The organism is Catellatospora sp. NPDC049609 (assembly GCF_040675365.1).
Lineage (GTDB): Bacteria > Actinomycetota > Actinomycetes > Mycobacteriales > Micromonosporaceae > Catellatospora.
Genome location: NZ_JBFAOU010000085.1, coordinates 1 through 19,693 on the forward strand (window position 1 = coordinate 1; position 19,693 = coordinate 19,693).

A 19,693-nucleotide genomic window follows, 5' to 3' on the forward strand; every position below is an offset into this window, starting at 1 on the left:
CGACCCCGTCGCGGGTGGCGTGCACGTCGGTCTCGACGTACCGGTAGCCCGCCTTTCCCGTGGGCCGGTCGCACCGGGTTCGCTACCGCTCGGCCGCCGGGTCGCTGACGTCCACCGGCCGCTCGAAGAACGTCTCCAGTACGACGATGGTCTGCGTCCCGGTCACCCCGTCGACGGCGAACAGGCGGCGCAGCACCGCCTGCAGCTCCTCGGTGGTCGAGGTGCGGATCTTCACGAGCAGCGAGGCCGACCCGGCGACGATGTGGGCCTCCTGGATCTCGGGGATCGCCGCGAGCGCGTCGTGCGTGGGCCGGTCGCCCATCCAGGCGTTGGCCTGCAGCATGACGTAGGCGAGCACGCCGCGGCCGACGGCGGCCGGGTCCACGTCGACGGTGGTACGGCGGACGATCCCGCGTTCCCGCAGCTTGCGTACGCGATCGTGAGTGGACCCCGCCGACAGGCCCACCGCCCTGCCGAGAGCGGCGTACGCCTGCGTGGCGTCGGCCTGCAGCGCCGCCAGCAGGGCTCGGTCGATGCCGTCCACAACACCTCCACCATGCGGAACGTGAGTTCCCTTACGTTGTCGTTGACCATATCAGATTCGGCTGTGTTAGCTTCTTGCCGAATGCCGATCGTCCCTCAGGAGCATCCGATGACGGAGACCATCCCTGCCCGGTTCCAGTCGTTCGACGAGCGCTTCCGCTACATCGACGGCGACTTCGTGCTCGAACGGCTGCACGCCGGCGCGCGCAAGTCCGAAGGACCGGCCTACTTCCCCGCCGGGCGCTACCTCGTCTGGAGCGACATCCCCAACGACCGGCTGCTGCGTTGGGACGAGACCACCGGCGCCGTGGGCGTCTTCCGGCACACGTCCGGCTACGCCAACGGCAACACCGTCGACCGGCAGGGCCGGCTCATCACCTGCGAGCAGGGCAACCGGCGCGTCACCCGGACCGAGCACGACGGCACCGTCACCGTGCTCGCCGACCGCTACCAGGGCAAGCGGTTCAACAGCCCCAACGACGTGGTGGTGCGAGCCGACGGCACGATCTGGTTCACCGACCCCAGCTACGGCATCCACAGCGATTACGAGGGCAACCGGGGTGACAGCGAGCTCGGCGGCGCCTGCCACGTGTTCCGCCTCGACCCGGCGACCGGGGAGCTGCGCATCGTCGCCGACGACTTCGTCCGCCCCAACGGCCTGGCCTTCTCCCTCGACGAGCAGCGGCTCTACATCGTCGACACCCGCCAGGAGCCGAGCCACATCCGCGTCTTCGACGTCACCGCCGCGGGCGCCCTGACCGGCGGGGAGATCTTCGCCGAGTGCGACTTCGGCCGCTTCGACGGCCTGCGCCTGGACGACGCGGGCCGGGTCTGGGCCGCGGCCTGGGACGGCGTGCACTGCTTCGACCCCGACGGCACCCTCATCGGCAAGCTGCTGCTGCCCGAGTCGGTCGCCAACCTCACCTTCGGCGGGCCGAAGCTCAACCACCTCTTCATCACCGCCGGCACCTCGGTGTACGCGCTGCGGGTGACCGTCAACGGCGCCCGCTACCCCCGGAACGCCGGGGGCGCGCAGCCGTGACCGACGCCGTCATCGACGGCTTCCCCGATGGAGGGCCGGTGCGGAGCGAGACCGCCGCCGCCGTACGCGACGGCTACGCGCTCACCGACCACCAGCGGCGGCTGCCGATCGCGCCCGACCCGCGGCGGAGCGCGACGGGGTGACCATCCCGGCCGCCCGAAGCCGCGCCGGGCACCACCGGCACGAAGGCCGGTGATTTCGCCGACTCGGCCGGGCGGCCGGCCGCCATAGAGTCGCCTCAATTCATTCGCATTCGAGAATGTGAGGTGGATCTATGCGAAAAGTCCTGATCACGCTCGCCGCCGCCACGCTGCTGTCCGGCCTGGCCGTCGCGGCGGGCAGCGCACCGGCCGCCGCCGCCGCGCCCCGGCCGGTGGTGTTCCTGCACGGGGCCGCGGGCTCCGCGGCGCAGTTCGAGACGCAGGCCAAGCGCTTCGCCGCCAACGGATACCCCATCGCGATCATCGACGCCGTCGACTACGACTTCAGCTTCGCCGCGGAGAGCAGCGCCGCGGTGCTGAACCGGCTCGAACAGCGCATCGACCAGCTGCGCCAGCAGACGGGCGCGACCCAGGTCGACCTGGTGGCCCACTCGCTCGGCACGTTCCTGAGCCACAGCTTCCTGGACACCCGCTCACGGGCGGCCAAGGTCGCGCACTACGTGAACCTCGACGGCGCCACGGCGTACAGCCGCCCCGGCGGCGTACCCACGCTGGCGATCTGGGGCGAGGGGTCGACCCTGCGCCGGATCTGGGGCGCCACCAACGTGTACTACAGCGACCAGTCGCACACCCAGACGGTCACCTCCACCCAGAGCTTCACCCAGATGTACCGCTTCTTCACCGGCGCCAGCCCGGCGACCACGGCCGTCACGCCGGAGACCGGGCCCGTGCCGCTGTCGGGCAAGGCGGTGCTGTTCCCCTCCAACGCCGCCGCGACCGGCGTCCGCGTCGACGTCTACGAGCTGAACGCCGCCACCGGCCGCCGCCTGTCCGCGTCGCCCTCGGCCCAGTTCGCGATCGGCGCCGACGGTGCCTTCGGGCCGTTCGCCGCCGACCCGGCGGCCCGGTACGAGTTCGCCGTCAACCATCCCGGCGGGTACGTGCAGCACCAGTACTTCCCGCCGTTCCGGCGTACCGACCGGCTCATCCGCCTGCTGACCAACCGCCCCGGCGAGGGCATCAGCAGCCGCGTGCCGGTCGATCCGCGGCACAGCGCGCTCACCGTCACCCGCTACAAGGAGTGGTGGGGCGACCAGGGCGGCAGCAGCGACGTGCTGCTCGTCAACGGCGTGAACATCCTCAACGCCGTCACCGCGCCGCGCAGCAAGCGGGCCATCGGCATCTTCGTCCACGACCAGCGGATCGACCAGCGCACCGACCTGACGGCGGCGCTGCCCGACTTCGACGAGACGTTCATCACCGCCGCCGACGTCTACGTGCCCGCGAGCCCCGGCGGCGCGGGCAGCATCACGGTGACCATCCAGTCGCGCGCCGGGGGCGGCACGCAGCAGTTCGTGATCCCCGACTGGCCCTCGTCCACCGACCGCATCGCACTGAACGCGGCCGACCTCTAGCCCCGCGGGCCGAGCGCCATCATCGCGGGCCTCGCCGGACGGCCACCGGGGTCGTCCGGCCGAGCGGCCCGCGATCGGGCGAGGGCCGCGCCTTGACGGCCGCCGGGGTCCGGCACGACCCCGGCGGCCGGTCAGTCGGTCGCCCCGTACGCCCCGCCGGGCCGCAGCAGGTGCTGGGCGCCGCGGTGCCCGCCCGCCGCCGCGGCCGCGAACCACGGCTTCGCCGCCGCCGGCCCCTCGATCTCGTCGAGCAGCCGGGCCAGGTCCCACTGGGCGTTGGTCAGCCCCGCCTCGGCGGCCTGCTGGAGGAACCGGCGGGCCGGTTCGTGCTCGCCGCGCAGCTTCAGGCCGAGCCCCAGCAGGTGGGCCGCCTGCGGGTTGCCGGCCTCGGCCTGCGCCCGCAGGCCCGCCTCGTGCCGGTCCGACCAGCGCTCCACGATCGCGGGCAGGGCGAAGCGCCACCGGCCGGTCGCCCACACCGCGAGCAGGCCCGCCACCAGCCACAGCGCCGTCGCCACCGTGTTGGTCACGCTGTACAGGCCGGAGAACAGCAGCATGGCCCCGGCCACCAGGAACAGCAGCAGGCTCAGGAACATCACCAGCGAGCTCGCGTTGGCGGCGGCGGGCGTCCGCGGCGTCGCGGTCCGGCGCAGCACCCACCAGGCCACCGGCCCGCCGAGGATCATCGCCCAGGTCAACAACACGATCGCGGTCATCGGGCCTCCTCGTACCTCCACATACGACGGAGCCACCCTATCCCGAGGGCTCACGGTGAGCCATCGGATGATGCACACAGCGCGATGGCTCGGCCGGCGCCCGGTCCGAAACCGCTCGACAGCCGCGCCCGCCGGGCAGTTCAATCGACATCCGTGGACGGATTCGAGGCGTGGACGGCGTACCTGTTCGCACGGCCGCTCAAGGACCAGGCGTGGGAGGAGCAGCCCGACGAGTGGCTCGACGGCCATGCGCGCCAGGACACGCCCGTGGCGGCGGCCGAGCGGGTCCGGCACCTGTTCGGCAACGCGGGCGAGCTGCTGCGGCCGTACGCCGACGACCACGTCGCCCGGGGCCTGACCGAGATCATCGAGGGTGGGCCGCTGCACGCGCTGTCGTCCAAGCAGGTGCCCACGGTGCTGCGCACCACCACGCTGCGCTCCATCGTCACGCTGTTCGCCGAGGTCTTCGCGCCGCGCATCCAGGTCGAGCAGCTCCGGCGGCCGTCGGACCTGGAGCACGTCTGCTTCATGTTCTTCGACATCGCGCCCGTCGAGCTGGGCGACGACACCGTGCTGGACGTGCTGGAGGCCGTCCTGGCGCTGGACTCCGTGCCGTGCCGACGTGCCGCCCTGCACGGCCTGGGGCACGCGCACCTCACCTCGCCGGAGCACGCGGGGCCGATCGTGGAACGCTGGCTGCGCACCCACCGGGACGCACCGCAGGAGCTGCGGGAGTACGCCGCCGCCGCCCGCGTCGGACAGGTCATGTGACCCGCCGACGGGGCGGCCGCCGGTCAGCCCTTGATCACGTCGTGCTCCGCCAGCGCGGCGGCGCGTTGCCGGACGAGCGCGCGCAGCCGGTCGGCGTCGGTCGCCGCGGTGGCGGCGTCGCCGCCCGCCACGGTGCCCAGCACGGCGCTCAACCGGTCGATCGCCTGCTCGGCCGCCTTGCCGGCGTAGATGGTGCGGTAGAGGTCGCGGTAGGCGTCCTCGTACGCCGGCCGGAACGCGCCGGCGGCCAGGAACCGCTCCTTGAGCTTGTTGCCCGCCAGGAAGCCGCCGCGCCCGGCGCCGCCCGGCGGCTGGATGCCGCCGCCCGGCCCGCCGAACCCGCCCCGGCCGCCCATCCCGATGGAGTCGTGCGGGCCCGAGGTCGCGCTGCCGCCGAAGGTCAGGTTGTGGTCCCAGCTGATCACGCGGAAGCGCTTCGTGCGGAGGTCGTACCAGAGGTAGTAGTTCTTGCCGGGTCCGGCCATGTCGTCGAAGTTGAGCAGCAGGTTCTGCGCGGCGGCGTACGCGGCGAACGACGCGACGTCGACGCGGTCGGCCAGGTGCGCCGCGAACTCGGCGTCCGACGCCTCGCCGACCCATCGCACCAGGTCGATGACCGGCTTCAGGTCGTGGCCGCCCTTGTTGTTGACCTGCTTGAAGTCGTCTTCGTAGGCGGTCGGGTCCTCGCCCTGGTAGGTGAACTGCCCGGTGCTGAGCGCCTTGTAGAGCACGCCGTCGCCGAGCCGGTCGGCAAAGCCCTCGTCGGGATGCTCCACCAGCAGCCGGGCCTTGACCGGCCGCCCGTTCACCTGGAACCCGGCGTAGGCGTACCGCTGCGCCGGTTGCCCGGCCGCGTCCAGCACGGTCAGCGCGACGGCCTCGTTGAGCACGGTGGCGCCGCCGCCCATGCCGGACACCCGCACCGCGATCTCGCTGTGGCCCTGATACCGGCGGCCGTCGGCGAACTCGTCGAAGCTCATCAGCCACGGCAGCTCCTCGGGCCGGGCGCTGTCGAGGCTGACCCCGCGGAACCCGCCCGGCCCGCGGCCGCCCATCATGCCGCCGGGCACCGGGTCGGGCCCCGCGCCGCCGCCGGGCATGCCCGGCCCCGGCACCCGGAAGCCGTCCCGGCCGTCGGTCAGCGCCTTGGTCCGGCCCTCGTGAGTGAGGCCCATCAGCGTGGAGTTGCCCTTGAGCCGGATGCCGACGTCGCGGATCAGGGTGCCGTCGACGACGGCGTCGGCGCGCACGTACTCCTTCTCCCCCGTCGCCAGGTACTCGTCGAACATGCGCTGGTAGTCGGCCTCGGCGTAGGTGATCGTCACGGTGTGCGCGACGGCGGCGTCGAACAGGTCGACGGTGCCCGCGACGTCGACGACCACCTCGTCGTGCCCGGCCGCGGCCTGGCTGGTGACCAGCGGCGTGATCTGCGTGTTGCCGGCGAGCAGGACCAGCGCCGTCACCGCGGCCACGCAGCCGGCCAGCAGCTTCCAGTGATGGCGTACCCGCACCGGGATGCGGTGGCGCAGCCGCCCCGCCGGTGGGCGCGGGCCGGGCCCGAGGTCGGCCGTCATCACAGGTCCGTCTGGTCGTATCCGGTCAGCACGGTCACCCGCTGCCCCGCCGTCAGCGGGCTGAGGCCGGTGATCAGGTCGCCGGGCTCGCTGCCCTTGCGCAGCCGGACGGTGTACATCAGCTCGGTGAGCGCGCCGCCGCGGATCGACTCCATGCTGACCAGCTCGAACTCGGAGGTGTGGCGGATGAGCACGTCGGAGATCGCGGCGGTGTAGTCGCCCTCCGGCGGCACCTGCACCTTGACCACCTGCCGCTGCACCGACAGCCGGAACCAGCTGAACCGGAACATCACGAAGATGACCAGGCAGATCGCGGCGGTCGCGATGACGGCGAGGCTGTAGAAGCGGGTGCCCACGGCCATGCCGACGCCCATCACCAGGAAGATGAACCCGACGTCGCGGGTCTCCTTGATCGCGTTGCGGAACCGGACCACCGACAGGGCGCCCACCAGCGCGAACGCCCTGGCGATGTTGGAGCCGACGACCAGCATGATCAGGGAGACGAGCATGCCGAGCACGACCAGCGTCTGCACGTAGGACTGGCTGTAGGAGACGTTGCGGTGGGTGGCGCGGTACACCCACCCGATGACCGCGCTGAGGAGGAACGCCAGCGCCATCGCCAGGACGATGTCGGTGACGCTGAACGTGCCGGTGAGGTCCTGCACTTCGAAGTTCATCGGGTCATGCCTTCATGCTCGGTGCCGGCGCGGGCGTCGCGTCGGCGTCGTGGTCGGGGACGTGGAAGAGGGAGCGCGGCGCCCTGCCGAACGCCTCGACGGCCTGGCAGTACTTCGACACCCGCACCACCGACAGCTCGGCGCGGGCGGCCAGGTCGGTCAGCCAGTACGGGACGCGGTCGTTGGCCTTGACCTCCAGCACCGCCATCGAGGCCGGGATGATCAGCCGGTTCTCCGCGTCCGCACCCAGGTGGAACTCGCGGTCACGACCGCGGACGCGGTGGTCGAGGGTGACCCGCAGCCCGAGGTCGGCGTCGTGGCCGACGTACGCCTCGCGCTGGTAGCCGGTCATCGCCACCGGGCGCAGGTCGAGTCCCTGCACCAGGCCGAGGACCTCCTCGACGAACGCGGTCTGGCCGGGCCGGTGCCGGATCGGCTGCCGCCCGTCGCAGAGCAGCCGCGCGTCGCCGTACGGCAGCGCGACCCGGCGTTTCTGGGTGACCCGGTTGACCCGCTGCTTGATCTCGACGTACACCGTGGTGCCGTCGTCGACGGTGGAGCGGTCGCCGTAGTGGCGCACCCGCAGCTTGCGCCGGAACCGCAGGCCCTCGATCTTCTCCCAGTAGAAGCGCAGCAGCCTGGTGTCGTAGTACACGCTCCACACGCCGTAGCCGCCGTCGGCGGCGTGGTCGTCGAGATCGAGGCGGGCGCGCAGCTCGTCGCGGATCGCCGCCAGCCGGGACGTGTGCACCAGGTACTTGATCTCGTAGCGGTTGAACGCGTGCAGCGGGCTCGGTGCGCGCAGGGCGTGCCCGCCGCGGTCGTCGGCCGTCCGCGCGGACGTCTCGGGGGCCTGCCCTCCTCCCCTGTCGGGTCCGGACGGCGCGGAGCGGGGGCGCAGTCGCATACGGTTACCAGTTCCTCTCGCCCGGGTCCGGTCGCGGGCATCGACGGCGGCTGAACCCAGGATGTCGTACGGGTGAACGCGGACCAGCGTGCGGGCCGAATCTCGGAGCCATCCACAACAGATGCTGGGAATCACCTGGGAACGCCCGGCGGGGGGCGGTCCACCGCCAGGACGACGGCCGCGTCCTCCACGAGACCGACGGCGGCCTCGATCGCCGGACTGACGGCACGGCCACAGGGGTAGGGCAGCATGGAAAATGTCCAAAGGGGAGGAATGATGTCCACAACGCCCATCCGTGCCGCGCTAGGCACCGCCGTCGCCCTGGCCCTGCTGGCCGGCGCCGCACCCGCCCACGCCGCCACCGGCGCCGCCTTACGCCCGCTGCTGGAGGCGATCACCGCCGCCGGCATGCCCGGCGTCTTCGCCCAGGCCGTCGACGGCCGCCACCGGCAGTCCGCCGCGGCCGGGGTCGCCGACGTCACCACCGGCGCGCCCACCCGGCCCGGCATGCGCCACCGCGTCGGCAGCATCACCAAGACCTTCACCGCGACGGTGCTGCTCCAGCTCGCGGGCGAGGGGCGGCTGCGGCTCGACGCACCCATCGACCGCTACCTGCCCGAGTACGCCGGCACCGGCGTCACCGTCCGCATGCTGCTCAACCACACCAGCGGCATCGCCGACTACGACCACGTCATCTTCGCCACCGACGCCTCGCTGGAGGAGAACCGCCACCGCACCTTCACGCCCGCCGAGCTGGCCGCGTTCGGGCTGGACCAGCCCCGCACCGGCGCACCGGGTGCGGGCTACGCCTACGCCAACACCAACTACGTCCTCGCCGGGATGATCCTGGAGCGGATCACCGGACGCTCGGTGGCACACGAGATCACCAAGCGGATCATCCGGCCGCTCGGCCTGCGCCACACCTACCTGCCCGGCACCGGCACCCGCATCCACGGCCCCCACGCCGCCGCCTACATCCCCTGGTACGACGGCACGCTCGTCGACTTCGCCGACTACAACATGTCCTGGGCGTGGGCGGCCGGCGAGCTCGTCTCCACCACCGGCGACCTCAACACGTTCTACCGGGTGCTGCTGACCGGCAGGCTGCTGCGGCCCGCTCAGCTCGCCCAGATGCAGACCACCGTGCCCTGGGTGCCGGAGGCCCCGCAGTACGGCGGCTACGGCCTCGGCCTGTACTCGAACGCGCTGCCGTGCGGGCTGGTGTGGGGGCACGACGGGCTCGTGCTCGGCCACGCCACCATCTCCTGGCACAGCGCCGACGGCCGCCGCCAGGTCACCGTCGCGCAGAACATGACCCACTACGTCGCGCCGGGGCAGCCCGACCCGATCGCCGACGCCACCATCGAGATGCTGGCCTCGCAGCTGTGCGGCGAGCAGGCGGCCACGGCCCGCGTGTCCGTCCGCCCGCACCTGGCCGAGTCGGCCTTCCGGCGCTGAGCACCGGCTTCCGGGCGGTCTCCGACCGCCCGGAAGCGCGGGATCACCGAGCCGCCCAAAACCTGGGCCGACGTGTCAAGACTGGCCGCCACTCGCTTTGCTCTGCACCCGAATACGCACATGCCTTCTCGGGGCTGACCAAGCGATGCCGGCCGGCGGCCTACGCCATCCGCTTCTGCCGCCAGCACTCGGCGAACACGGCCAGCACGCCCTGGCGCGTGCTCTCGGGAAGCACACCGGCGAAAGGCGAGTTCTGGCGCAGCTCGGCGGCGTCGGGGCTGCTTGACGTCAAGACTTCGAGCACCGCCTCGACGCCGCCGTCGAGGACCTGGCGCCAGCGTTCGAGCCACATGGCCGCCATGCCGTCCGGGTGCACGCGCTGGAGCCGCCGCAGGTTCTCGACGGCATCGGCGAGCACGTCGTCGGGGTCGGCGAGGAGGCGAGCAGCCACAGCGCGGTGCAGCCAGAGCGACCTGAGCTGGTCGCGGGTCAGTTCCGGGTTCAGCAACGCGAGCACTTCCGCTCGGGCGAGCCGCCGGTGCGTCCCCACCCTGACGAAGGGAATGATCCCGCGCTCACACAGATCGACGACGTGCTGACGAGAGGAGCGCAGCATTGCGGCCGCCTGCGTCGTCGTCAGCAGATCGTTGGAGCTGCTTTCCATATGTCCACCATTCCGCACCAGACACAAGAACGCAGCCACCGCTCGTCGCACCTCGGGGTCGGTCTACGCACCACGCCGCGCGAAGACAATCGCTCCGGGGAAGCTTCCGTCGAGACCGAGCCGCAGATCGGCCTCGACGGTGAAGCCGGCGTCGCATAGCCAGGCCGCCACGCGCTCGGGCCGGCGGCGGTGTACGTACACGTTCATCGGGTGGCCGCCGTATCCCTGTGTCTTCAGGCGCGATTCGTCGCCGAGGTGAAAGCCCAGCAGCAGCGGCGCACCAGGACGCAGCACCCGCCGGAAGTGCCCGAACACCGCGGGGACCGCCTCGTCCGGGATGTGGATCAACGACCAGAAGGCGAGCAGCCCGGCGACCGAGCCGTCGGCGAGATCCAGCTCGGTCATCGAGCCCACCTCGAACCGAAGCTCGGCGTGCTCTCGCCGGGCCAGCTCGACCATCGCGGGCGAGAGGTCGATGCCGAACACCTCGACGCCAAGCGCGTGCAGGTGGGCGGTCACGTGTCCCGGCCCGCAACCGACGTCCGCCACGGGGCCACCCCCCGCGGCGTGCACCAGTTCGGCGAACAGCGCCAGCGCCGCACGCAGATACGGCTCCCCGGCCAGGGCGTCGCGCGTCTGCTCCGAGTAACCGACCGCGACCGTGTCGTAGGACGTCCGGGCATCGGCCAGCCAGCCTTCAGCGATCATGGCTGGACACGATAGTCCACCGAGCAGCACCGCAGGTGCTCGCGACAGCCGCCCACCCGCTCCCGCGACGCCGCCCGGCGAACGCCCGCTCAGGCGAGCACGAACGCGTGCGGAGGATAGATCTGCGCCTGGTCCTTGATGCCGACCTCCTCCATGATCGGCATCAGCACCTCGGCGAACCGGCGGCACGCCTCCTCCGACTCCCATACGTCGACCACCCGGAAGCCGTGCTCGCTCTCGCCGGCGATGTGCACCAGCAGGCCCTCGACGGGCCAGTCGGCGAGCGACTCCATCCTGGTCCGGCCGTCGCCCGCGAGCCTGCGGACGATCTCCTCGTACCGCTGCTTCGTGACGGTCGGACCCTCATGAACAAGCACGACCGGCATCGCGGTCCCCCATCCCGATCTTGGTAGGTGCGCTCAGCATAGTTCTGGCGACGCCCGGCCTGTGGATGTTTGTCGACTTCCGTCCCGGTTCGCTCAGGAGCTGGTGAGGATGACGAGCCGGCGGGTCGCCCGGGTCATCGCGACGTACCGGTCGACCGCCCCCTCGATGCCGTCGCCGAACCGCTCCGGGTCGACGAGGACGACCAGGTCGAACTCGAGCCCCTTCGACAGCTCCGGGGTGAGCGACCGGACCCGGGGCGTCGCCTGGAACGTGGGATCGCCGATGACGCAGGCGATCCCGTCGGCGTGCGCGGCGAGCCAGCCGTCGATGATCGCGTCCCGATCCGCCACGGCCGCGTGCGTCACGGGAATGTCGCTGCTGCGGATCGACGCCGGCACGTTGGCGTCCGGGAGCACGGCCCGGATGACCGGCTCGGCCTCCGCCATGACCTCGGCCGGCGTCCGGTAGTTGATGCTCAGCGAGGCCAGGCTGATCCGGTCGAGCCCGACCCGTTCGAGCCGCTCCTGCCACGACTCGGTGAACCCGTGCCGGGCCTGGGCGCGGTCCCCGACGATGGTGAAGCTCCGCGACGGGCAGCGCAGCAGCAGCATCTGCCATTCCGCGTCGGTCAGCTCCTGCGCCTCGTCCACCACGATGTGCGCGAACGGGCCGGCGAGCAGGTCCGGGTCGGTGCCGGGCAGCGCGCTGCCGTCGACCAGGGCGTCGCGCAGGTCCTGCCCGTGCAGCATCGTCATCGCGCCCTCGCCGTCGTGATCGGCCGCGATCAGGTCGTCGACGACCCTGGTCATGTGCTCCCGTTCGGCGGCGACCGCGGCGTTGTGCCGCCGCTGCCGGCGTGCCGCCTCCGGGTCGCCGAGCCGCTGCCGGGCCGCGTCGAGCAGCGGCAGGTCGGACACCGTCCAGGCCTGGGCGTCGGCGCGCTGCAGCCTGCGCACCTCGTCGGGGCTCAGCCAGGGCGCGCACCGGCGCAGGTAGGCGGGCACCGACCACAGGTCCCCGACGAGGTCGGCCGCTTCCAGCAGCGGCCAGGCGCGGTGGAACGCCGCGCGCAGCTCCCGGTTCTGCAGCAGCGACCTGCGGACGAGGTCGGCCGGCTCGTCGCCGTCGTACTTGTCCATCAGGATCGTGAGCAGCTCCTCCCAGACCCGCTCGCGTGCCTCGTTGTGCGGGGTGCCGGGTTCGGCAGCGTCGAACGCCTCGGCCCAGTCGTCGGCACTGAGCCGCAGCTGGGACTCGTGCGTCGTGACCGTCATCGCCTTGGTGGGCGGCTCCTCGTAGAACGTGACGGCCGCCTCGATCGCCTTCACCAGGCCGGCCGACGACTTCAGCCGGGCCACCTCGGGGTCGGTCTCGACCGCCGCCGCGGCCCCCTCGGCGACGAGGTCCCGCAGGGTGCAGGTCTGCACGTCCTCCTCGCCGAGGCTGGGCAGCACGTCGGAGACGTACGCCAGGTACGGCTGGTGCGGGCCCACGAACAGCACGCCGCCGCGGCGGTGGCCGAGGCGGGGGTCGGCGTAGAGCAGGTACGCGGTGCGGTGCAGGGCGACGACGGTCTTGCCCGTGCCCGGTCCGCCGTCGACGACCAGGGCGCCCCGGGATCCCGCCCGGATGACGGCGTCCTGGTCGGACTGGATGGTGCCGAGCACGTCCCGCATCCGGGCCGACCGGTTGCCGCCCAGGCTGGCGATGAAGGCCGACTGGTCGTCGAGCGCGGCGTGGCCCTCGAAGCCGTCCGCGGTGAACACCTCGTCCCAGTAGTCGGTGATCCGGCCGCCGCTCCAGCGGTACCGGCGGCGGCTGGCCAGGCCCATCGGGTTGGCGTGGGTCGCCGCGAAGAACGGCTCCGCCGCGGGCGACCGCCAGTCCAGCAGCAGTCGGCGGCCCGTGCCGTCGGTGAGGCCCTGCCGTCCGATGTACACGGGCTCGGCGCCGTCCGTGCCGACGATGCGGCCCAGGCACAGGTCCAGCCCGAAGCGGCGCAGGGCGCGCAGCCGGGCGGTCAGCCGGTGGACCTCCATGTCGCGGTCCATCGCCGCCTGGCCGATGCCACCGGGCGCCCGGCGCGCGGCGTCGAGGCGGCCGGACAGGTCGGCGAGCGACTCGGCGAGGCTGTCCGCGACGGCCGCGAAGTGCCGCTCGTCGTCGGCGATCAGCGCCGGGTCGGCCTTGGCCGCGAGGCGGTCGGAGAGGTCGAACGCGCTGCTGGTCAGATGGTTCACGGTCTCGTCAGCTCCGTTCGAGGTGGTTCGCGGCCAGGCGCGTGCCGGGTGGCGGCACGAGGTGGCCAGGGGCGGGGTCGGCTCCGACGGTGGGGGTGGCGGCAGACGCGCGCCGGTAAGCGCGCGCATCTGGCAACTTTCCCATTTCCGGCAGGCGCCGACCTCAGCCAGCGATTCTGCGCCATGACCGGGGTCTTGCGGCAAGCCCCCCTGTGCGCTATACGTTGGTAATGGAGGGGAGCGCGTCTCCCCCTTTTTTCTGCCCGCGGCCGACTCTCGAAGAGGAGCGCGAACAGCGCCCAGCCGAGCGCAGGACGTGGCTGCGGGTCCAGCGGGCGGCGCCCGTGCTCACCCGATCCAGCGCGGCGCGGCTTTGCGACGAACGAGCAGCATTCGGCCCAATGCGCTCGGCCGGAATATAGTTACCCGAGGTGAACAAGACGCACCCGACGGCACACGGTCGGCCGATGCACGACTGACAGCAAGTGCCACAGACAGTGGGTGACAGTGTGGATGACCGGTACGCCCACGTGGAGGGGCTCATTCGGCATGAGCCCACACCGGTCGGCGACGGCGACGGGGACGGCGGCGGTGTCGCGGGGATGCGGCGCCTGTGCAGCGCCGCCGGCCGGGCGCTGGCGGCTCGCGGTGCCGGGGTGACGGTCATGGCCGGGGGTGGGCTGAGCGGCATGACCGCGGCATCCGACCCGGCGACCGAACGGCTCGAGGAGCTACAGGTCACCTTGGGCGAAGGGCCCTGTATCGAGGCGTTCGAGTGCATGCGTCCGGTCCTGGTCCCGGACCTGGCCGACGGGGCGATGAGCCGGTGGCCCGTCTACGCGCCGGAAGCGCACGCCGACGGGGTGCGGGCGGTGTTCGCCTTCCCGTTGCAGGTCGGCGCCGCGCGCCTGGGCGTGCTGGACGTCTTCCGCGCCCAGGCGGGCATGCTGTCCCCCCACGAGCTCACGCTGGCCCTGACCTTCGCGGAGGTGGCCGTGGCCACGCTGCTGCGCCAGGACGACAGCCGGCCGTATCCGGCCGAGGACTGGCTGGACGAGTCGCTGGATTCACGGGCCGAGCTGTTCCAGGCGCAGGGCATGGTCATGGTCCAGCTCGGCATCAGTCTGGCCGAGGCGATGGTGCGGATGCGCGCCCACGCCTATGCCCATGATCGCCGACTGCGCGATGTCGCCGCCGACGTCGTCGCCCGCCGCCTCAGTTTCGACGGGCCGAGACCGTGACCGATCACATCATGCAGCTTGCGAAGGAAAGGAGGCATCCGTGAGTTCCGTTGCCGCACCGCGGCTTGCACAGGTGTTCGTCGAGATCGCGGACACCCTCGTCGACGAGTTCGACCTGATCGATTTCCTTCAGATGCTGGCCGGGCACACCGCGGACCTGCTCGACGGGTCACCGGTCGGGCTGCTGCTGGCAGACCCGCACGGGCGGCTGGAGTTCGTGGCCGCCTCGGACGAGAACGTCAAGCTCCTGGAGCTCTTCCAGGTGCAGAACCACGAGGGGCCCTGCCTTGACGCGTTCCGCACCGGTCGGCCGGTGGTCAACGCCGATCTGCAGCTGGCCTCCGGTCGGTGGCCCCTGTTCGCGCCGAAGGCCGTGCAGGCGGGCTTCCGGTCCGTGCACGCGTTCCCCCTGCGGCTGCGTGCCGAGTGCATCGGCGCGATGAACGTGTTCAGCAGTGACGTCGGCGGCCGGCTGGCCGAGACCGACGCGCAGATCGTGCAGGCGCTGGCCGACGTGGCCGCGATCGGGCTGCTCCAGGCGCGGGCCGTCAGCCGCGGCGAGCAGCTCACCGAGCAGCTGCAGGGGGCGCTGAACAGCCGCATCGTCATCGAGCAGGCGAAGGGTGCGGTCGCCCAGCTGCGCGGCGTCAGCGTGGACGACGCGTTCGCGCTGATCCGCACGTACAGCCGCAGCCGCAACCTGCGGATGGGCGACGTCGCGCGCGCGGTCATCGCCGATCCCGCCAGCGTCCCGGCGCTCAGCCTGCCGCAGTGACCCGCCCGGCCGAAGCCCTCGGCAGGCCTTCCGCCGGGTCCGGGGCGCGGGGCGGAGCCGCCCTGCGGCCTGCGCGTCATGCCGTCGAGCGCGATGTCAGATCACCGCGGCGGATCCGTCGACGACGGCGCGGGCGAGTTCAGACAGCCGCCGGTTGTGCCTTCTGGCGGTGTCGCGCAGCAGCGCGAATGAGCCGTCCATGTCGAGGCGGTGGCGCTCGGCGAGCACGCCCTTCGCCTGCTCGATGACGATGCGACTGTTGATCGCCGTCTGCAGTTGCTCGACCAGCGTCTCGCGATGCGGGATGGTCCGCGTCTGCAGGAGCCCGATCGTGGCCATGTCGGCGAGGGCCTGACCCAGCTGGACGGTGCCGGGATCCAGCGCCGCCGGGCGCGTGCCGAACAGGGTGAGCACGCCGATCAGTTCGGTGCGCAGGCGCATGGGCAGCGCGTACACCGAGGCGAACCCGCTGCCGCGGGCCAGCGTGACGAAGCGTGGCCAGTGGTCGGCGGCGACGGCAAGGTCGGCCACGACGGTCGGGCGGCCGGTGCGGAAACACTCGGGGGACGGGCCCTCGCCGGTCTGTCGTTGCAGCAGCTCCAGGCTCCGCTCAGACGAGGCGGCGGCCACGCGCAGCGCACCGCGCTGGTCGCTCAGCAGCACTCCGGCAGCGGCGACGCCGAGGACCGCGGAACAGGTGACCGTGACCCGATACAGGAACTCCATCAGGTCGAAGTCGTCGACCAGGGTGTCGGCCAGCTCGACGAACGATTCCGCGAGTGACTCGCTCATGACCACCGGTCCTCTGCCGGCAGTCCGCCGTCATGGGGCGTGAGCCGGGCCGCTCGGCACCGATCGGCGCCTCCGACGGTGATCTCTGCCTGCCGGGGGAGGTCGACTCCGGTGGCACGGCCGCCCTCGATGACGTCATGGGCGACGTCGCCCTGCGGCCGGCCGCAGGCGAAGGCGTGCGCGCGGAGCCGGGCGAAAGCGGACTCGGCGGTGATGCCCAGCCGGGCGGCGAGCATCCCCGTGGCCTGGTGGACCTGCGCGTGATGGGCGCTCGGGTCGTCGCGTTGCCAGGCCAGTTCGGCGGTGTCCGCGGGCGCCCCGGTCGAGCCGTCGAGCAGCAGCAGCGCGACGGCTTCGGTGAAGGCCAGCGCGTCGGCGAGTTCGTAAGCGCTCATCGGACCCGGGCTGGCGCGGTAGAGGTCGACGACGCCCAGCCGGATGGCGCCGACCTGCATCGGCAGGGCGAACACCGCCTGGGCGCCGCTGCCGAGCGCGGCGGGGGTGAACTCCGGCCAGCGGGTCCGCTCGCCGGGAGACCGGAGATCGGCGGCGAGCACCGGCCCACCGGTGGTGCACGCGTCGACGCCGGGACCCTGACCGTGCGCCGACTGCCACAGCTCAAGCTCGCCGGCGATCCGGTCGGTGGCGTGCACGGGCTCGCGCGCGGCCGCGCGTGTCGTCACGGTCACCCCGGCCCCGTCCGCGCCGACCCCGGCCACTGCCGCGGTGCAGATGTCCGCCACGGTCACCCGGGCGCCCCGGGTCTGCTTGCCGACCTGGGCCCATACCCGCATCACGCGCTCGTCGATCATGGGCGATCCGCGTCAGGTGGGCCGGCCTGCTCGGGTAGGCGCCGTCCTGGATTGGCGCGGCCGCCCTCGTTCTCCCAGACACCGGCCGACTCCGGGCCGGCGCCCGCCGGTGCGGGCGCGGGCGGCGTCGCGAGGATGTCGCCGGCGTGGGTGAGCACCGCCGGGTCGGCGGCCGCCGCCAGCGCCCGCTCGGCTGCCGCCGGTGCCGTCGCCGGCGGCACCACGAGCAGGTCCAGCTGGTCGTCCGCGGCGGTGATCACCGTCGCCAGCGCGGGGTCCTGGGTCGCGAACCATCCCATCCGCACCACCTGGGTGCCGGCCGTGACACGCCGGGGGTGGTTCTGCCAGGCGGCGCTGTTGAGCATGAGGTGGCGGATCGGGCCGTACCGCTGCGACAGCGCCGCGACGAGGGCCGGCACTTCTGCGTCCGGCTCCCAGGATCGGGGCCACCAGCCGCCGTCCAGCACGGCGCGGTCGATCCGGTGGGGCGCGAGCGCCAGCCTGGCGGTCACCGTGTCGTTCGAGGTGGTGGGGCCGGTGGCGGGGTCGGCGGTGGTGTGCATGATCGACCGTCCTCTGCTGGTGAGCGAGCAAGACTGCAGGATCAGCGGGCGGCGTCTGCTTGATCGATCATCCATGCCGACTGCGACACGGACCTCAGGCGGCGGGTGCGCTGACGTGGTGGCGAGCCACCAGGGTCCGGAGCGGCACCTTCAGCCTACGCCCTTCGGACCCGCCCGGCCCCCGCCGCGGAGCGCGATCACGGACGGCACGGGGCGGCTCGCTGTGTCATCGTGCTGCCTGCGGCGGCCCGATCATGCGGGCGCGCGCCGCGCCCACCTCCCGCTCGGCTTCCCTGCGCCCGGCCCACACCCCGTGCTCGGCGTCGACGCTCTTGCCGGGCTCCAGATCCGTGTAGATCTCGAAGAAGTGCTGGATCTCCATCCGGTGGAAGTGCTCGAGGTCGTCGATGTCGACCAGATGCGCCAGGCGCAGATCCGCCACCGGCACGCACAGCACCTTGAAGTCGGGGCGGCCCGCGTCGCGCATGCGGAACATGCCGATCGCCCGGCAGCCGATGACGCATCCGGGGAACGTCGGCTCCTGCACCAGCGCCAGCGCGTCCAGCCGGTCCCCGTCCTCGCCGAGCGTGTCCTCGATGAATCCGTAGTCCGCCGGATACTGGGTCGAGGTGAACAGGGTCCGCTCCAGCCGGATCCGGCGCGAGGTGCGGTCCATCCGGTACTTGTTGCGCGTCCCTCGGGGGATCTCCACGGTCACGTCGAACACGCATCCGCCGCGCCCGGAGCCGTCCGCCTTTCGCTGAGACCGGCTCACCGGCGCTGCGATCGTGGGCACATCGGTCATGTCGCGCCCCCTGGGGAGGACCGGATCCGGCCAGGTCGTGCTCTGAAGATCGAGAGGCGTGCTGCGGTGGCCCTCCGCAGACCGCGCATGCGGGCCCGTCGTCGGCGGACCTATCGATGAAGGCGAGCTCTCCTCAGTCTACGCCGCAGCAGGCAGCGGCTTGATCAAGCTGTGGCTCGCGGGCGCCCCGGCGAGAGGGCGCCCGCGTCGCCTCGTGCGTTATGCCGCCACCTCGGCGGCCTGGTCCGCCGCGGCCCGCCCCTGCGTGACGGGGTGACGCCGGGCGGGCAGCCCGAGCGTCGGGTTGGCCACGCCCCAGGCGGCGCCCTTGCAGATCAGCTCCTTGTACACCGCGGCGAACCGTCCGGTCAGGACGGCCGGCTTGGCCCGGTCGTCGGCGGTGACGAACTGGATCAGGCCCTCGCTCCGGCCCAGCGAGATGCACTGGTTGAAGTAGCGGATCGCCAGGTTCGGCACCTTCGCGCCGGTCAGGCGGGCCGCGATCGCGTCGGCGGCCTGCCAGGCGGCCGGCGTCCCCGAGGCGCACGACATGCGCAGCGGCTTGTCCCCGGGGCCCATCGCCAGGGCCGCGTCCCCGACGGCGTACACGTCCGGGTGCGAGACCGAGCGCATGGTGCCGTCGACCACGATCTGGCCGGTGCCGGTGACCTCCAGGGCGGTCGCCGCCGCGATCGGGTGGACCGCGAAGCCCGTGGTCCACACGGTGACCGCGGCGGGGATCGCCCTGCCGTCGGCGGTGACCACGTGGTCGGCCGCGACGCCGGTGACCGCGGCGTGCTCGTACGCGGTGATGCCGAGCCTGCCGAAGACCTTCCGCAGGTGCTCGCGGCCCTTGGGCGAGAGCCAGTCGCCGAGGCCGCCGCCGGCGGCGAGGGCGACGTCGAGATCCGGGCGGGCCTCGGCGATCTCGGTCGCGGCCTCCACGCCGGTGAGGCCGCCGCCCACGACGACGACGCGCTGTCCCGCCCCGAGCCGGGCCAGGCGCTCGCGCAGCCGGAGCGCGCCGGGACGGCCGGCGATCTCCTGCGCGTGCTCGGCGGTCCCCGGGACGCCCTGGGCGTTCCAGCCGCTGCCGAGCGCGTAGACCAGGGTGTCGTAGGCGAGTTCCGCCGCGCCGTGCGCGTCGGTGACGGCGACGGTCCGCCGGTCGACGTCGACGCCGGTGACCTTCGCGATCCTCAGCTCGACGCCGGTGCCCGCGAACATCTCCCGCAACGGCCGGGGCTTGAGGTCCTGGCCGGCCGCGAGCTGGTGCATGCGGACGCGTTCGACGAAGTCGGGCTCGGCGTTGACGAGGGTGATGGCGACGTCCTCGCGGCGCAGCCGCTTGGCGAGGCGGCCGGCGGCGATGGCGCCGGTGTAGCCGGCTCCGAGGACGATGATGCGGTGCCGCATGTCCTTGCTCCTGTCTGGCGCGGGTT

Annotated in this window: 20 protein-coding genes; 6 read left to right on the forward strand and 14 right to left on the reverse strand. The window is 72.5% G+C overall.

Going from position 1 to position 19,693, the window contains the following annotated elements; all coding sequences use genetic code 11:
* Nucleotides 1–82: 82 nt before the first annotated feature.
* Entirely contained in the window at nucleotides 83–544 is a 462-nt protein-coding gene (locus tag AB0J67_RS22720) for an Lrp/AsnC family transcriptional regulator (RefSeq protein ID WP_363485412.1), read from the reverse strand.
* Nucleotides 545–652: 108 nt separating this feature from the next.
* Here AB0J67_RS22720 and AB0J67_RS22725 point away from each other — a divergent pair, with 108 nt between their 5' ends.
* A complete protein-coding gene (locus tag AB0J67_RS22725) occupies nucleotides 653–1,585 on the forward strand; it encodes an SMP-30/gluconolactonase/LRE family protein (RefSeq protein WP_363485413.1) in 933 nt (310 codons plus the stop codon).
* Between the two features lie 274 nt (nucleotides 1,586–1,859).
* Nucleotides 1,860–3,161, forward strand: a complete 1,302-nt coding sequence (locus tag AB0J67_RS22730) for an alpha/beta fold hydrolase (protein ID WP_363485414.1) — start codon at nucleotides 1,860–1,862, stop codon at nucleotides 3,159–3,161.
* A 131-nt stretch (nucleotides 3,162–3,292) separates the two neighbouring features.
* Here the strand turns inward: AB0J67_RS22730 and AB0J67_RS22735 are convergent, their stop codons facing one another.
* The gene (locus tag AB0J67_RS22735; RefSeq protein ID WP_363485415.1) at nucleotides 3,293–3,877 is read right to left on the reverse strand and encodes a hypothetical protein; all 585 of its coding nucleotides are present in this window, start codon (nucleotides 3,875–3,877) and stop codon (nucleotides 3,293–3,295) included.
* A 153-nt stretch (nucleotides 3,878–4,030) separates the two neighbouring features.
* Between AB0J67_RS22735 and AB0J67_RS22740 the strand changes: the two genes are divergently transcribed.
* Nucleotides 4,031–4,648, forward strand: coding sequence for a hypothetical protein (locus tag AB0J67_RS22740; RefSeq protein ID WP_363485416.1), 618 nt, complete (start codon nucleotides 4,031–4,033; stop codon nucleotides 4,646–4,648).
* Between the two features lie 23 nt (nucleotides 4,649–4,671).
* Here AB0J67_RS22740 and AB0J67_RS22745 read toward each other — a convergent pair whose 3' ends face one another.
* Genes AB0J67_RS22745 through AB0J67_RS22755 form a run of 3 tightly spaced genes read right to left on the reverse strand, consistent with a single transcriptional unit; the run spans nucleotide 4,672 to nucleotide 7,806 of the window.
* Complete coding sequence (locus AB0J67_RS22745) at nucleotides 4,672–6,222, reverse strand: CotH kinase family protein (protein WP_363485417.1); 1,551 nt, start codon at nucleotides 6,220–6,222, stop codon at nucleotides 4,672–4,674.
* Nucleotides 6,222–6,899, reverse strand: a complete 678-nt coding sequence (locus AB0J67_RS22750; RefSeq protein WP_363485418.1) for a DUF4956 domain-containing protein — start codon at nucleotides 6,897–6,899, stop codon at nucleotides 6,222–6,224. The genes AB0J67_RS22745 and AB0J67_RS22750 overlap by 1 nt, the downstream gene beginning before the upstream one ends.
* Nucleotides 6,900–6,903: 4 nt before the next feature.
* A complete protein-coding gene (locus AB0J67_RS22755; protein ID WP_363485419.1) occupies nucleotides 6,904–7,806 on the reverse strand; it encodes a polyphosphate polymerase domain-containing protein in 903 nt (300 codons plus the stop codon).
* Between the two features lie 276 nt (nucleotides 7,807–8,082).
* Between AB0J67_RS22755 and AB0J67_RS22760 the strand changes: the two genes are divergently transcribed.
* A complete protein-coding gene (locus AB0J67_RS22760) occupies nucleotides 8,083–9,264 on the forward strand; it encodes a serine hydrolase domain-containing protein (RefSeq protein WP_363485420.1) in 1,182 nt (393 codons plus the stop codon).
* Nucleotides 9,265–9,424: 160 nt separating this feature from the next.
* Here AB0J67_RS22760 and AB0J67_RS22765 read toward each other — a convergent pair whose 3' ends face one another.
* The 4 genes from AB0J67_RS22765 to helR form a co-directional block, all read right to left on the reverse strand.
* On the reverse strand, nucleotides 9,425–9,928 hold the full coding sequence (locus AB0J67_RS22765) for an excisionase family DNA-binding protein (protein WP_363485421.1): 504 nt from the start codon (nucleotides 9,926–9,928) through the stop codon (nucleotides 9,425–9,427).
* 63 nt (nucleotides 9,929–9,991) lie between these two features.
* The gene (locus AB0J67_RS22770) at nucleotides 9,992–10,636 is read right to left on the reverse strand and encodes a class I SAM-dependent methyltransferase (protein WP_363485422.1); all 645 of its coding nucleotides are present in this window, start codon (nucleotides 10,634–10,636) and stop codon (nucleotides 9,992–9,994) included.
* Between the two features lie 89 nt (nucleotides 10,637–10,725).
* Nucleotides 10,726–11,013, reverse strand: coding sequence for a hypothetical protein (locus AB0J67_RS22775; RefSeq protein ID WP_363485423.1), 288 nt, complete (start codon nucleotides 11,011–11,013; stop codon nucleotides 10,726–10,728).
* Nucleotides 11,014–11,115: 102 nt separating this feature from the next.
* Nucleotides 11,116–13,254, reverse strand: coding sequence for an RNA polymerase recycling motor ATPase HelR (helR, locus tag AB0J67_RS22780; RefSeq protein ID WP_363485445.1), 2,139 nt, complete (start codon nucleotides 13,252–13,254; stop codon nucleotides 11,116–11,118).
* Nucleotides 13,255–13,865: 611 nt separating this feature from the next.
* On the opposite strand from helR, the gene AB0J67_RS22785 reads away from it, so the two are divergent.
* Both AB0J67_RS22785 and AB0J67_RS22790 read left to right on the forward strand, forming a co-directional pair.
* Nucleotides 13,866–14,504 carry a GAF and ANTAR domain-containing protein gene (locus tag AB0J67_RS22785; RefSeq protein WP_363485446.1) on the forward strand — a complete coding sequence of 213 codons (639 nt, stop codon included), beginning with the start codon at nucleotides 13,866–13,868 and terminating at the stop codon, nucleotides 14,502–14,504.
* Between the two features lie 40 nt (nucleotides 14,505–14,544).
* Nucleotides 14,545–15,279 (forward strand): GAF and ANTAR domain-containing protein, encoded by a 735-nt coding sequence (locus AB0J67_RS22790; RefSeq protein ID WP_363485424.1) that lies wholly within the window; start codon nucleotides 14,545–14,547, stop codon nucleotides 15,277–15,279.
* Between the two features lie 96 nt (nucleotides 15,280–15,375).
* Here AB0J67_RS22790 and AB0J67_RS22795 read toward each other — a convergent pair whose 3' ends face one another.
* The 5 genes from AB0J67_RS22795 to AB0J67_RS22815 all read right to left on the reverse strand — a co-directional run bounded on the left by AB0J67_RS22795 (nucleotide 15,376) and on the right by AB0J67_RS22815 (nucleotide 19,667).
* Nucleotides 15,376–16,071: a GAF and ANTAR domain-containing protein gene (locus tag AB0J67_RS22795; RefSeq protein WP_363485425.1), complete on the reverse strand. Its 696-nt coding sequence runs from the start codon at nucleotides 16,069–16,071 to the stop codon at nucleotides 15,376–15,378.
* Nucleotides 16,068–16,883 carry an ANTAR domain-containing protein gene (locus AB0J67_RS22800; RefSeq protein ID WP_363485426.1) on the reverse strand — a complete coding sequence of 272 codons (816 nt, stop codon included), beginning with the start codon at nucleotides 16,881–16,883 and terminating at the stop codon, nucleotides 16,068–16,070. Before AB0J67_RS22800 ends, AB0J67_RS22795 begins: the two co-directional genes overlap by 4 nt.
* On the reverse strand, nucleotides 16,880–17,446 hold the full coding sequence (locus AB0J67_RS22805; RefSeq protein ID WP_363485427.1) for a DUF5994 family protein: 567 nt from the start codon (nucleotides 17,444–17,446) through the stop codon (nucleotides 16,880–16,882). The genes AB0J67_RS22800 and AB0J67_RS22805 overlap by 4 nt, the downstream gene beginning before the upstream one ends.
* 226 nt (nucleotides 17,447–17,672) lie before the next feature.
* A complete protein-coding gene (locus AB0J67_RS22810) occupies nucleotides 17,673–18,173 on the reverse strand; it encodes an inorganic diphosphatase (RefSeq protein WP_363485428.1) in 501 nt (166 codons plus the stop codon).
* Nucleotides 18,174–18,470: 297 nt separating this feature from the next.
* Nucleotides 18,471–19,667: an FAD-dependent oxidoreductase gene (locus AB0J67_RS22815; RefSeq protein WP_363485429.1), complete on the reverse strand. Its 1,197-nt coding sequence runs from the start codon at nucleotides 19,665–19,667 to the stop codon at nucleotides 18,471–18,473.
* Nucleotides 19,668–19,693 lie beyond the last annotated feature (26 nt).